The organism is Curvibacter sp. T50 (assembly GCF_057219955.1).
On the sequence record NZ_JBXVVU010000004.1, the window covers coordinates 137,006 to 149,633 of the forward strand.

Here is a 12,628-nt window from a genome sequence, read left to right on the forward strand (position 1 = left end):
CTGCGAAAACCGGACCGGGTCGAATTCAGCGGCCCGGGCGTCCCCCGCCGCGCCGCCCGGGCTCGTCCAGGGGCGCGGGCCGGGTGGGTAGCAGCGCCGCGTCCGGGGGTGGTTGGGTGGTCGCGGGTCGGGCATCCATCAGCATGAACACCTCGCGCTGCAACATGCCGGTGAGCTGCACAAAGCGCTTGAGCTTGTCGGTGGTCTCACGCAATCGTTCGGCCAGCCGGCTCGACATCGCCAGCAGAAAGCGCGCGGCCAGGTCCGGCTCTGCCGAAAGCATGCGCCGCAAGCCCTCCCGGGTCAGCACCGCCACCACCAGATCGGTGCCAGCGACGCAGGTTGCCGTCCGCGCCGAGCCATTGAGCAAGCCCATTTCGCCGATCAGGCTGCCGGCCCCGACCACCGAGACGACCAGCGACTCACCGGTACCGGGCGTTTCACTTTCCACCTGCACATCCCCCGAGAGGATGAGCATCATGTAATTGGTGTGGACTTTTTCGCCCTCTTGCACCAGCGCCTGGCCGGCGCGAAGGCGTTTGGGCCGCATGTAGGCCACGATGCGCATCGCATCCTTCAGGGACAGCTCGCCCAGCGCCGACTCCGTCACCAGCAACCGGGCCGCATCCGCCTGCGAGAACTGGTTTCGGGGCAGTGCATTCTCAGGCATGGTGACTCCTTTCAGGATCCCGGCGCACCCATTTTGGGCCAGTTCGCCAGCACGGTGGTGAACATGGAGCGGCTGTCGCGCATCACTTTCAGCCGCCAGTCGGGTGACGAGGGGTAGAACATCTCGCGGTAGTCACGCTTGATGCGGGCTTCGTCAGCCGAGGTGAAGTAGCCGTGGTGGAAGCCCTGATTCTCCAGCAGCGACACATGCAAGGACTTGATCGAGCCCATGGTGGTCTGGCTGTCCATGGTTCCGTACTCCCACACGGCCGGCAGATGCACCCCCCCGGCGGATTCCTTCAGTGCGCCCACCCACGAGACAAAGTCGCCGGTGACCGTATAAAAATCGCTGCCGGTGGCCCAGTCGATGCGCTGACCGGCAAACACCTGCTCCAGCATCGCGCGGCGCGCCGCGTCCTTGGGCGGGTCAAAAAAGAGGTGCAAGGTGCCGCGCTCGCCATAGCCGGTGTGCAGGTCCACCGTCATGGCCAGCGGGTACTTGGCCAGAATCGGCAGCAGGTACGGGGCCAGCCGTCGCAGTGACGGCTCCATTGCCTGCCCGCCGAAATAGATGCCCTGCGGCTCCTGATACTGCCCCTGCAGCACCGCCTGTCGCAGCGTGGGCATACCATGCTGGGCGATCAGACCGACCGCCCGCAGCGGAAACAACACATTGCCCAGCGCACCGGTGTTGGCCGGCCCCGCCGGGTTGATCACCGGGCTGACGGTGGGATACCCGGCATTGACCGTGCGGTACAGCGCGCCGGTGGTCGCCGCGTTGCGGTTCAGGTCCACATTGTTTTCGGTCACCCGGCGGTAGTTGCTGAAGCCCCAGGGGTTGACGGCGTGCACAAACAGCACACCGGTCTCGGCCAGAGCCTCGGGCTTCAGGAACTCCTTCATGAACATGCGCTGGACGGCGCTGCCCGTCGGGCCTTCGACGCCATGCACGCCCGAGGTCACCAGCAGCAAGCGCTTGGGCGCGCTTTGCGCCGGGATATACAGGCCATCGACAAACTGGTCCCGCTCGGCCTTGCTGCTGACGATGGGCACCTCGAACCGCTCGACGCCGCGATACTGCGTCGCCAGTGCCTCTCCCTGAGCCAGAAACGCCTTGCGGGCGCCCTGGTAGTCATCCACAAAATAGGCCAGTGCCCCCGGGTCCGGCGCCTGGGGCGTGTCTTTGGGCGCGTAGTTGGCAAACTGCCAGGTGGTCACCCCCACCCCGACCGCCCCCAGGCCTGCAATCGCCACCACGCCTCCTGCCAGCCAGCGCATCAGTTTGGACATCGACACTCCTCCGTTATTCGATCGGTCGTTTCAACGAAACCGGCGAGCGTAGCGCATCACCCCAAGCCCCCATCGCAGCGCCGTGATCCCCGGAAGAAAAATCGCCCCAAGAGGGGGCGATTGCACGAACACCGGACAAGCCCCTGCCCTCAGGGCGCGATGGCCGCACCGTTGAGCCGGCTGGCCGAGGTCATCGACAGCGTAATGGCCTGCCCTTCCGACGTGCGGCTGGTGTACTTGATGGGCGCGCCGCTGCCCTTGGCGTACCACTGCTCGTTGGTGTCGCTGTTGATCGTTTCCAGGAACTTGCAGGCGACGAAGGTGCCCGCCGGAACCGTCACCGTCTCCTGCCCCGCAAAGTTGATGGTGATGTTCTGGGCCGTGCTCGTATTGGTGGGCGCTCCGCCGAAATTGGTTGTGACACTGCTGGCGGACGTGGACGAGAAACTGTCGCTGGTGGCCGCCGCCAGCGTGAAGCGGCGGTCTACCCGCGGCGGGGTGTAGGTGGTGGTCGTGGTCGTGGTGACGGTGATTCCCGACACCGTGGCGCCGGCCGCCACCGTGCCACCGAAGCTGTTGATCACCGAACCGTTCTCAGTGAAATAGAAGCGCGAGCGGGTCGGTATCACCCCAGCGGCGGCCAGGGTGCCCGGGCTGGTGTAGGTCGTCGTCTGATCGTTGTCCTGCTCGACCAGGCCCGCCTGACCGTTGAACGTCTTGCCACCGGTGACGGTACCGTTGGACCGCGTGGTGCCCGTGGCGTTGCCGGAAATGACGTAGTCCAGCACCCAGGTCGTACCGGGGCGGTACCAGGCCACATTGAAGCACTCGGCCGAGCTGCCGGTGCCCGAACCGGGAGCGGGCGCCGGCGCCGGAGACGTCGATGGCGCTGGCGCTGGGGCGGGTGCGGGTGCGGGCGCCGGTGCGGGCGTCGCAGCCACCGTGGTGTCGTCGTCACCCCCGCCGCAGGCGGTCAGGCCTATCGCAGCGGTGGCAAGAAAGAGGGGAAGCAAAACATGGCGGCTCATGGCGGTTTCCTTTCGGTTGGTTGTGCGACAGCATGTCGGGGATGAATCTGCGGCGGCACCGCGCTCCAGCCCCATTATGGGCACCGCGGCAGACCGCGCAAGTGCTCCGGGCGCCGCACCCCGCTATCCCCGTCCGCGCGCCCCGTAGGCGCACCAGCCCGGCCGCGGGCTTTTGGTCTGCGGGTGTTGGCGGCAGGTGTCGGGCCGCTGTTCGTACACCGTGCAGCGGCGCGTGGCGGCATCCAGAAAGTGGCAGTCGCCCCCCGCGCGGCGGGCGATGGTGAAGATCGCGTGCTTGTGGTTGAAATGCTCGATCAGCCGCGCCTTCATCAAGCGTTTGGCAATCCGCCCCGCCTCCTCATGCTCGGCCTCGAACGCATCCACCAGGCCCAGCCGCACCAGATCCGGCAGGCGCACCTCCAGCGGCATGGTGCAGCAGTTGGCCTGGCAGCTGTCGCACAGCCCGGCGCGGTACCGTGTCCAGGTGCCGGGGTTGTCGCAGTCGACGATGCGGATGGAAGAGCGCATGGGGCGGGGCGGGGCCGGTGAGTCGAGTCATTGTTTCACAGGCGTCGCCGCAGCTTGACCAAAAGGGCGCCGCGCCGCGGCCACAATCGAAGGTCCGAATCACCCCATCACACGCCCATCCTCGCCCATGCAAGGCCCCCGCCGCCGAATCGTCTATGTCACGCTCTACGAGCTGATCGCCATCGTGGCCACCAGCATCGGCCTGTCCGTCTTCTCCGACAGCAGCGTGGAGCGCGCCGGCGTGGCGGCGGTGGTGTCGTCGGCGATCGCGGTGGTGTGGAACGTGGTGTTCAACACCCTGTTCGAGCGCTGGGAGGCCCGCCAGAGCGTGCGCGGGCGCGGCCTGGCCCGGCGCGCGGCGCACGCGATCGGTTTCGAGGGCGGTCTGGTCGTCACGCTGGTGCCCTTCTTCGCCTGGTGGCTGGACATCAGCCTGTGGCAGGCCTTTGTGCTCGATCTGGGGCTGCTGCTGTTCTTTCTGGTCTATACCTTCGTCTTCAACTGGGTGTTCGACCGCGTCTTCGGCCTGCCGGCGTCGGCGTTGCCGGTGGGGGAGCAGGGCTGATCGCCGACGCGGCTGCCGCCCTTGGCAGGGTGCGCTGGACCCCCATGCTGTTGGGGCGCCATGAAAGAAGCTTTGAAAATACCGCCATATATTAAAGAATGATTTAATATGTGAGCCTCATATTCAAGCAATCTTTAATGTAGGCCGCTCACCATGCGTATCACCGGCAGCTTCGTCACATCCACAACCTTGGGCGAAGCGGTGCGCGCGTTTGTGCCGCACCCCTTGCCGCCGGCCGACCCGCCTTTGGACCCGGCTTGTTATCTGGCGGCTCATCATGCCGCCGAACTGGCGCTGGCCCGGCTGATTGGGGTGGCTGGCCTCGTGCCTTCGCAGGATTGGCTGCTGTACAGCGCCCTGCGCAAGGAAGCGCTGCTGACCTCGCAAATCGAGGGTACGCAAGCCACCTTGGTGGATCTGTTCGACGACGAGGCCGGGCAGGTGATCCGCAACGCTGACGACGTCGAAGAGGTCACCAACTACCTGCGCGCCTTTCGTCTGGTGCAAGACCACCTGCGCCGGCCCGACGGCCTTCCCTTGAGCGTGCGCCTGCTGCGCGAGGCACACCGTGTGCTCTTGGACGGCGCGCGTGGCGCGGGCCGCCAGCCGGGTGAGCTGCGTCAGTCGCAGAACTGGATCGGTGGCACACGTCCCGGCAACGCGATCTTTGTGCCCCCGCCACCCGAGCAGGTGCCGGCCCTGCTGAGTGCGCTGGAGCAATTCATCCATCAACCGGCGCCCGATCTGCCGCCCCTGGTGCGCATTGCGCTGGTCCATGTGCAATTCGAAACCATCCATCCTTTCCTTGACGGCAATGGCCGGATCGGCCGCCTGCTGATCGCGGCCCTCTTCGAGCAGTGGGGTGTTCTGACCGAGCCGCTGATGTATGTGAGCGGTTTTCTGAAGCAACACCAGGCCGAGTACTACCGCCGCCTGTCGGCCGTGCGCACCGAGGGCGACTGGGAAGCCTGGGTCGGCTTTTTCCTGGAAGGCGTGGCCCGATCCGCCGAAGCGGCCGAACGCAGCATCATCGCGCTGGCCAGCCTCATCAACGCCGACCGCCACCGCCTGCTGCAGACCCCAAAGGCCACACCCGCCAGCTTGCGCCTGTTCGAACTTCTGCCCACCATGCCGCGGTTTTCGATCGAGCAGGCGCGTCGGCGCCTCAACACCACGTTTCCCACCGCCACCGCCGCAGCGAGCTTGCTGCAAAGCCTGGGGATCGTCTCCGAACAAACGGGCCAGAAAAAGCACCGGCTATTCAGCTACCAGGCCTACGTGGACCTTCTCAGCGGGTAAGCCCGCCCCCCATTCCCCCCGTCCCCGCGCACTTCACCCCGCCTCGGCGCCGTTTCGTCGCATCGCGCTGGCTGCGGCGGCGCGCTCGCGCGATGCTGGGGCCGCAACGATGCAAACACCCGCCGAGAGGCCCCGCCATGAACACCACCCTGGCCGTCAAGATCACGCTGATTCCCTTTGCCGCCTTCGGCATCGCCGTGGGGCTGGGGCAGGTCACCGCCGGGGCGGTGGTCGGCGCGGGGCTGGCCGGTGCGCTGGTGGCCTGGCGGCGGGCCACGCGCCAACCCGTGCCGCAGCTGGAAGTCGCCATGGCGCTCACGCTGGCGGCCATCGCCGCATGGTGCCTGCTGGCCGGGCCGCCTTCGGGCTTGGCCGCCAGCGCAGCCGGTTTTGCGGGGCTGAGCCTGGGCGCGGCCGTCAGCCTGGCGCGCGGGCGGCCCTGGACGGCTGACTTTGCCCGGCGCGAATACGCCGGCACCGAGCACGACCCGCTGTTCCTTCGCATCAACCGCGCGCTTTCTGCGCTGTGGGCGGTGCTGTTCGCCTGGCTGGCGCTGGCCAACGCATTGCACCTGCCGGCCTGGGCCTCGCTGGTGCCGGTGGCTGGCGGCATCGTGGCGTCGGTGCTGACACCGCGGCGCTGGGTGCGGGCCGCACTGCAGGCCCGCCTGGCCGCGCAAGACCCCCACCCCTGGCCCGCACCCGACTTTGCCGCCGCCCGCGCCGCGAGGGGTGCGGATGCCGTAGACGTCGTGGTGGTGGGCGCCGGCATCGGCGGGCTCACGGCCGCCGCGCTGCTGGCGCAGTCAGGCCTGAAGGTGCTGGTGGCCGAGCAGCACACCGCCCCCGGCGGCTACGCCCACACCTGGGGCTGGACGGGCCGCGACGGCGCGGCCACGCTGCCTTTCCGATTCGACTCGGGCGTGCACGACGTTTCGGGCGTGTGGCCGGGCGGGCCGGTGCACGGCGTGCTGGCGCGCCTGGGCCTGGGCGAGGCCATCGACTGGCAACGGCTGCAGCACCGCTTCGTCACCGACGGGGCGGCCTTCGACGTGCCCACCGACTGGGACGCTTACGTCAACGCCATGGCCGCGCGTCTGCCCGATGAGGCCGCCGCCTTGCGCGCCGCGCTGGCCGAAATCCGCACGCTCTTTGAGGGCATGTACGCCGAGGCCCCGCATCGCAGCGGCATCCCCGGCAGCCCGCGCAGCGTGCAGGGCCTGCTGGACTACGCCCGCGCCCACCCGCTGGTGGTGCGCTGGCTCGACCAGCCCTTTGCCCGCCTGCTGCAGGCCCACGGCCTCTCGCCGCAGGCGCAGGCCATGCTGCTGGGCCTGGCCGGCTACGTGACCGATGACGCCGCCACCCTGACCGTGGGCGACATGGTGCCGCTGTTCGGCTACACGCTCAAAGGCGGCTGGTACCCGCACGGCGGATCGGGCGTGCTGGCGCAGGCGCTGGCCGACGCCATCGCGCTGGATGGCGGCATCGTGCGCCTGGGCACGCCGGTGCAGCGCGTGCAGGTAGAAGGCGGCCGGGTACAAGGCGTGGTGCTGGCCGGCGGCGAGACGGTGCGCGCCGCCGCCGTGGTGCTCAACGCCGACCTGCTGGGCGCCGCCCGCGGGCTGATCGCCCCCGACGCCTGGCCCGCCGCCACCCGCGCCGCGCTGGCGCAGCGTGCGCCCGCGTGCTCGGCCTTCTGCGTGCACCTGGGCGTGCGCGGCGGCTTTGGCGATCTGCCCGCGCTCATTCACCTGCGCCGGGGCGGGCAGGGCGTGGGCATCGTGCTGCCCACCCAGGCGGACGCATCGGCCGCGCCGGCCGGCTACAGCACCGTGGAGCTGATCCGCCTGCTGCCGCAGGACGAGGCCCGCACCTGGTTCGCCGAAGCCACCGAAACGGCCACCGACGACCCCGCCACGCGCCACAGCGCCGCCTACGCCGAGCGCAAGCGCCGCCTGGCCGACGAGCTGATCGACCTGGCCGAAACCGCGCTGCCCGGCCTGCGCGCGCGCATCGTCTGCCGCACCGAGGCCAGCCCGCTCACCTTCCGCCGCTACAACTGGAGCACCCAGGGCGCCATCTACGGCAGCACCGGCCCCAAGCTGCCGGTGAAAACACCCATCGAAGGCCTGGTGCTGGCCGGCAGCGCCACCCACGGCCCCGGCATCGAGGCGGTGGTGATCTCCGGCGCGCTGGCCGCCGACGCGCTGGTGCCCGGTTTGCTGGACACCAAGCCTGCCCAGTTACTCACGAATACATAGCAACCGAGGACCATTTGGCGCTGGGAAGTGGCTGAATATGCTTGAAAAATCGGCCAGACAAGACCGGGTGGCACCCCGGCAGGCCGATGAAGCGTCTCTGGGGGCCTTGGTGGCCCCCGGGCGCCGGCCGACAGGCCCGCCAACCCGCACCACCACCAAGGTCACCCACCCGCCGGCATCATCGCCCCATGCCCGAAACCACCTTCCACATCCCCGCCATGGCCGACCAGGACGCCGCCGACGCCGTCATGTTCGAGCTGCAGGATCTGCCCTGCGTGCACCAGGCCGACGTCAACCTGCCCGAGCGCACCGCCTGGGTGAGCCACAGCACCATGATCGCCGCCGAAGACATCGCCGCCGCGCTGGCCGAAGCCGGCTACGACGCGCAGGTACGCGGCTGACCCCCCCGCCGGTTTGCCGGCCGAAGGTGGCTGGCGCCGTCACAAGACACTGAGCGCGCAACTGCCCCACAATGGCACGGAAACCTCCGGAGACAACCATGCCGCCTCGCACCCCGACGCCCGCCCGCCCGACCCTGGCCACCCTGCGCGCCACTTGGCGCACGGCACTTCGCCCCGCGCTCAAACCCGCGCTGTTGCCGGCGCTGCTGGCGGCCGCGCTGCCGCTCGGTGCCCAGACGGTGGGGGCAGCCTCGGGCGCCCCGGCTGGCCACGCCACGGTGATCGAGCGGCCCACCCGCGCCGGCGCGGTGTTGCCCGTCGGTCCCCTGGGCTACTCGCCCCGCCACATGGACCGCAGCGTCAGCCCGCGCGCCGACTTCTATGCCTATGCCACCGGCAACTGGCTCAACAGTCTGACCATCCCCGACGCCGAGACCGACATCAGCGGCTTCTCGATGCTCAAGACGACCATCAAGCACCAGTTGCTCAGCCTGACCTTGAATGCCAGCACCGCTGCCGCCCCCAAGGGCAGCCCCGAGCAGCAGGTGGGCGACTTCTACCGCGCTGCCATGAACACCGCGCGCCTGGACCAACTGGGCCTGGAGCCCCTGAAGCCCGCCTTGGCGGCTGCTGCCGCCGCCACCACGCCGGTCGACCTGGCCCGCCACAGCGCCCAGCAGTTGGTCGATGGCGGAGGTCCGCTGCTGATCGCCTGGCCGATCACTGACGCCCGGGACAACACCCGCCGCGTGCTGCTGCTGGCGGCCGGCGGTGCGCAACTGGAGCAGAACCAGTACACCGACGCCCCCAGCCAGCGCATCCGCGACCTCTATGTGAGCTACATCACCCGCATGCTGCAGCAGGCCGGTGACAGCGCCGAGCGCGCCGCCGCCCACGCCCGCACCATCCTGGCCATGGAGGCCGAGCTCAGCGCCGCCAGGCTCACCCCCCTGCAAGCCCGCGATCCGCAGCGCACCTACAACATCATGACGGTCGCGCAAGCCCAGGCCCTGATACCGTCGATCGACCTCGCCCGGCTGCTGGGTGCGCTGGGCTACGCGCAAGTCGACCGATTGCAGGTCACCGACATCGAAGGCCTGCGCGCGCTGAACACCGTCCTTCAGACCCGCTCCAGGGAAGACATACAGGCATTCTTGCGGTGGTTCACCTTGTCGGCCAATGCCCGTTTCCTGGGCCAGCCCTGGTACGGCATGACCGAAGAATACGAGCGCCAGCGCGACCAGCTGGTCCGGGCCGAGCCGCGGGAAGAGCAGGCGGTCAACGCCATTTCCATGAAGCTGTTCCACCCGCTGTCGCGCATGTACGTCAAGACCTACTTCACCGATGCCACGCGGCGTGACATCACCACCATGGTCGCGCGCATCCGTCAGGAATTCGAGACCCGGCTGCGCACCAACCCCTGGCTGGATGAGCCCACCCGCCAGCAGGCACTCGAAAAGCTCGCCCGCATCGACATTCAGGTGGGTTATCCCAAAGAGGCGGACTGGATCGACTTCAGCAGCATCGACATCCGGCCCGACGACCACCTGGGCAACAACCAGCGCGTGGCGCGGTTCATGTTCGAGCGCGACCGCGACCGCCTGAACCAGCCCGTGCGGCCGGACCGCTTCAGCACCCCGCCCTACACCACACCGGTCTCGGTGAACGCGGCCTACGTCCCTGCCAACAACAGCATCGACATCACCGCGGCCATCCTGCAGCCGCCGTTCTACACCCCCGGCGGCGACCAGGCCGTCAACTACTGCACCATCGGCGCCGTCATCGGCCACGAGCTGACCCACGGGTTTGACAGCAACGGCCGCCTGTACGACGCCATCGGCAACGTGCGCGACTGGTGGACGCCCACCGCCGCGGCCGAGTTCGCCAAACGCACCCAGCTGCTGGTGGACCAGTACAACACCTACTCCGTGCTGCCCGGCCTGAAACAGAGCGGCACCCTCACCCTGACCGAAAACACCGCCGACCTGGGCGGCATCGCCCTGGCCCACGCCGCGCTCAACCGCGCCCTGAAAGGCCAACAAACCCCCACCGTGGACGGCCTGACCACCGACCAGCGCTGCTTCGTCGCCTGGGCCCAGCTGTGGACCTTCAAGGCCCGCACCGAGCGCATCCGCTACCTGGCCGCCAACGACTTCCACGCCCTGGGCTTTCTGCGCGGCTTCGGCCCCCTGCGCAACCTGGACGCCTTCCACAAGGCCTTCGGCACCCAACCGGGCGACCCCATGTGGCTGGCGCCCGCCCAGCGCGCGCGCATCTGGTAGGCCCGCTGCGCCAGCGTCCGCGCCGCCCCGCTCGGCCTCCCCCCACCCCGTTCGGGCTCCCCCACTCCGTTCGGGCTCCCCCACTCCGTTCGGGCTCCCCCACTCCGTTCGGGCTGAGCCTGTCGAAGCCCTGCCCGCCCGCTCCCGCCTCACCCCATAAACGCCCGCAGCGCCGTGGCCGTCTCCTCCGGCAGCTGCTCGGGGATGAAATGCCCCGCCGGCATGGCCCAGCCGGTGACGGCGCCGCTGCACTGGGCCTGCCACAGCGACAGCGGGTCAAACAGACGCTGCACCACGCCGTGTGCGCCCCACAGCACCAGCGTGTCGCAGGCAATTTTGTCGCCACGCGCGCGGCTGGCGCGGTCGTGCTCCAGATCGATGCCGGCGCTGGCGCGGTAGTCTTCACACGCGGTGTGGATGGCGGGCGGCAGAGCGCCGTCATCGGGCGCGGGGGCGCAGAAACAGCGCTCGTATTCGGCCAGCGCCGCCGGCTCGATGTGGCCCAGCCCGCCGCTGCCCCAGCCGCCCAGCTTGGCGTGCAGGTAGTCGCGCGGGTTGCCGCCAATCATCCGCTCGGGCAGCGGCGCGGGCTGGATCAGGTGGAACCAGTGGTAGTAGGCCCGGGCAAAGTCAAAGTCGGTGCGGGCATACATGTCCAGCGTGGGCGCGATGTCGATCACACACAGCCGGCGCACCCGCGCCGCGTGGTCCAGCGCCAGCCGGTGCGCCACCCGCCCGCCGCGGTCGTGCCCGCACAGGCCAAAGTGCGCCACGCCCAGCGCATCCATCACCTCCACCAGGTCTTGCGCCAGCGCGCGCTTGCTGTAGTTGCTGTGGTCCGGCAGGCCCGGCGCGTGCGACGAATCACCGTAGCCGCGCAAATCCGGCAGCACCAGAAAAAAGTCGCGCTGCAGCCGCTGCGCCACCCGCCGCCACATCACATGCGTCTGCGGAAACCCGTGCAACAGCAGCAGCGCCGGCGCCGCCGGGTCACCCCCGGTGCGCACAAAAATCTCGGCGCCGGTGGTGGCGATGCGGCGCGCTTCAAAACCATCAAACCAGGGGGTGGAGGGCATGGGGGTTGGCAGTGAGGTGGTGGGGCAGGGGGCGCGGACTGGCTGCGGCCATTGTGGCCCCAAACCGGCAGCCAAAGCGCCCGGGAAATCACCGCCGGGGCGCCTGGCGGGGCTGCAACGGGCTCCGAAGCAGTCCTGAAACCATAGCAAACTATGACAGTTTTACGCTGGGTATGGGCAGTTTTTGCTTGAAAACGGCTTGCGAGAGCCGTTTTCGCCAGCCGGGGTGGCGGTCAGGGGGCGGGGCGGCGCAGGTGGGCCATGCGCCAGGCCAGGGCGTCGCGTTTGGGGGCGTAGCGGCGTTCCGTGGGCAGGATCAGTGGCTGGCTGTCCAGTCGCACCAGCGGGGCATAGTCGGGAATGCGGCGGTCCAGCAGCGGGCTGACGTGCCATAACAAGTCCTCGCCTGGGGCAATCAGGTGCCTGTCCAGCGCCCAGTGCATGTCGGGGGTGAGTGCCAGCCCGTTGCGCGGATCGTCGTCACCCGCTGCGCTGAACGGGTGGATGTGCGCGGCCTCAACCAGCGACTCGCCCGTCGGCAGCAAGATGCGCAGCCCGGTGGCGGCGCAGCGCCAGTCGTAGGCCTCGGTCACCACCCGGCGAAACGCCGGGTCGCGCACCCAGGCGGGCGGCGGCTCGGTGGCGGTCAACGGTTCGCCATGGCGCAAGCGGTATTCGTATCGGCTGCTGGCCTCGCTTTGCGCCGCAATGGTGCCCAACTCTTGCAAGCCCCGGTCAAACCAGTGACCAGCCAGCGTCTGGCCCAACGCATCCAGCGCCTCGGGCTGCTGCAGCAGGGCGAACAGGTCCGCATCCAGCTCAGCCCAGGCAATGTTGTCGGTGATGTCGCGCAGGCTGCGCGCGGTGCTCATGGCGGCCAGCACGGTCTCGCGCCCCGGCTGAGGCACCAGATGCCAGAAGCTGGCGCCCCCGCCGCGCAGCTTGCCGGCGAGGTGAAAAAACGGAAAGTAGGGGTTGGCGTGGTCGCCCGGCTGCTTCACCGCGTTGAAAAAGCCGTGATAACGCTCCAGCAGTGGCGGGCCGAAGACGATGCGGTTCACCGGCAAGCCACCGGCCCGCGCCAGATCCAACACCGCCAACAGCAAACAAATCTTGTGCGGGCTGGCCCGCCCGGCGCGCTGGGCAACGACCAGGCGGGTGAGGGCTTGCTGGTAGGTGGCGAGGGCCGACATGGCGACGGGTTGGGTTCTTCTTTAACTCTCGAA

At 69.0% G+C, this 12,628-nt stretch carries 11 protein-coding genes; 5 read left to right on the forward strand and 6 right to left on the reverse strand.

The features are described 5' to 3' along the window. Window positions 1–25: 25 nt before the first annotated feature. The 4 genes from AC2EBU_RS13925 to AC2EBU_RS13940 form a co-directional block, all read right to left on the reverse strand. Window positions 26–670, reverse strand: coding sequence for a Crp/Fnr family transcriptional regulator (locus tag AC2EBU_RS13925; RefSeq protein ID WP_484611039.1), 645 nt, complete (start codon window positions 668–670; stop codon window positions 26–28). An 11-nt stretch (window positions 671–681) separates the two neighbouring features. Then, entirely contained in the window at window positions 682–1,959 is a 1,278-nt protein-coding gene (locus tag AC2EBU_RS13930) for a M14 family metallopeptidase (protein WP_484611040.1), read from the reverse strand. 149 nt (window positions 1,960–2,108) lie between these two features. Continuing rightward, window positions 2,109–2,987, reverse strand: coding sequence for a hypothetical protein (locus AC2EBU_RS13935; RefSeq protein ID WP_484611041.1), 879 nt, complete (start codon window positions 2,985–2,987; stop codon window positions 2,109–2,111). A 123-nt stretch (window positions 2,988–3,110) separates the two neighbouring features. Beyond that, window positions 3,111–3,515 carry a YkgJ family cysteine cluster protein gene (locus AC2EBU_RS13940; RefSeq protein ID WP_484611042.1) on the reverse strand — a complete coding sequence of 135 codons (405 nt, stop codon included), beginning with the start codon at window positions 3,513–3,515 and terminating at the stop codon, window positions 3,111–3,113. A 127-nt stretch (window positions 3,516–3,642) separates the two neighbouring features. Between AC2EBU_RS13940 and AC2EBU_RS13945 the strand changes: the two genes are divergently transcribed. The 5 genes from AC2EBU_RS13945 to AC2EBU_RS13965 all read left to right on the forward strand — a co-directional run bounded on the left by AC2EBU_RS13945 (window position 3,643) and on the right by AC2EBU_RS13965 (window position 10,326). Next, a complete protein-coding gene (locus AC2EBU_RS13945; protein ID WP_484611043.1) occupies window positions 3,643–4,080 on the forward strand; it encodes a PACE efflux transporter in 438 nt (145 codons plus the stop codon). Between the two features lie 153 nt (window positions 4,081–4,233). After that, complete coding sequence (locus AC2EBU_RS13950; RefSeq protein ID WP_484611044.1) at window positions 4,234–5,379, forward strand: Fic family protein; 1,146 nt, start codon at window positions 4,234–4,236, stop codon at window positions 5,377–5,379. 137 nt (window positions 5,380–5,516) lie between these two features. Further along, a complete protein-coding gene (locus tag AC2EBU_RS13955) occupies window positions 5,517–7,643 on the forward strand; it encodes an FAD-dependent oxidoreductase (protein ID WP_484611045.1) in 2,127 nt (708 codons plus the stop codon). A gap of 188 nt (window positions 7,644–7,831) precedes the next feature. Further along, window positions 7,832–8,044: a cation transporter gene (locus AC2EBU_RS13960; RefSeq protein WP_484611046.1), complete on the forward strand. Its 213-nt coding sequence runs from the start codon at window positions 7,832–7,834 to the stop codon at window positions 8,042–8,044. Between the two features lie 98 nt (window positions 8,045–8,142). Further along, on the forward strand, window positions 8,143–10,326 hold the full coding sequence (locus tag AC2EBU_RS13965) for a M13 family metallopeptidase (RefSeq protein WP_484611047.1): 2,184 nt from the start codon (window positions 8,143–8,145) through the stop codon (window positions 10,324–10,326). A gap of 149 nt (window positions 10,327–10,475) precedes the next feature. On the opposite strand, the gene AC2EBU_RS13970 is transcribed toward AC2EBU_RS13965, so the two are convergent. Next, entirely contained in the window at window positions 10,476–11,402 is a 927-nt protein-coding gene (locus AC2EBU_RS13970; protein ID WP_484611048.1) for an alpha/beta fold hydrolase, read from the reverse strand. A 233-nt stretch (window positions 11,403–11,635) separates the two neighbouring features. Continuing rightward, window positions 11,636–12,595, reverse strand: coding sequence for an HNH endonuclease (locus AC2EBU_RS13975; protein WP_484611049.1), 960 nt, complete (start codon window positions 12,593–12,595; stop codon window positions 11,636–11,638). Window positions 12,596–12,628 lie beyond the last annotated feature (33 nt).

What these genes read in the sequence shown, in the direction of transcription:
- AC2EBU_RS13965 (WP_484611047.1), top strand. Translation starts at nt 8,143, where the DNA reads ATGCCGCCTCGCACCCCGACGCCCGCCCGCCCGACCCTGGCCACCCTG.
- AC2EBU_RS13945 (WP_484611043.1), top strand. Translation starts at nt 3,643, where the DNA reads ATGCAAGGCCCCCGCCGCCGAATCGTCTATGTCACGCTCTACGAGCTG.
- AC2EBU_RS13925 (WP_484611039.1), bottom strand. Translation starts at nt 670, where the DNA reads ATGCCTGAGAATGCACTGCCCCGAAACCAGTTCTCGCAGGCGGATGCG.
- AC2EBU_RS13975 (WP_484611049.1), bottom strand. Translation starts at nt 12,595, where the DNA reads ATGTCGGCCCTCGCCACCTACCAGCAAGCCCTCACCCGCCTGGTCGTT.
- AC2EBU_RS13960 (WP_484611046.1), top strand. Translation starts at nt 7,832, where the DNA reads ATGCCCGAAACCACCTTCCACATCCCCGCCATGGCCGACCAGGACGCC.
- AC2EBU_RS13930 (WP_484611040.1), bottom strand. Translation starts at nt 1,959, where the DNA reads ATGTCCAAACTGATGCGCTGGCTGGCAGGAGGCGTGGTGGCGATTGCA.
- AC2EBU_RS13935 (WP_484611041.1), bottom strand. Translation starts at nt 2,987, where the DNA reads ATGAGCCGCCATGTTTTGCTTCCCCTCTTTCTTGCCACCGCTGCGATA.
- AC2EBU_RS13955 (WP_484611045.1), top strand. Translation starts at nt 5,517, where the DNA reads ATGAACACCACCCTGGCCGTCAAGATCACGCTGATTCCCTTTGCCGCC.
- AC2EBU_RS13950 (WP_484611044.1), top strand. Translation starts at nt 4,234, where the DNA reads ATGCGTATCACCGGCAGCTTCGTCACATCCACAACCTTGGGCGAAGCG.
- AC2EBU_RS13970 (WP_484611048.1), bottom strand. Translation starts at nt 11,402, where the DNA reads ATGCCCTCCACCCCCTGGTTTGATGGTTTTGAAGCGCGCCGCATCGCC.
- AC2EBU_RS13940 (WP_484611042.1), bottom strand. Translation starts at nt 3,515, where the DNA reads ATGCGCTCTTCCATCCGCATCGTCGACTGCGACAACCCCGGCACCTGG.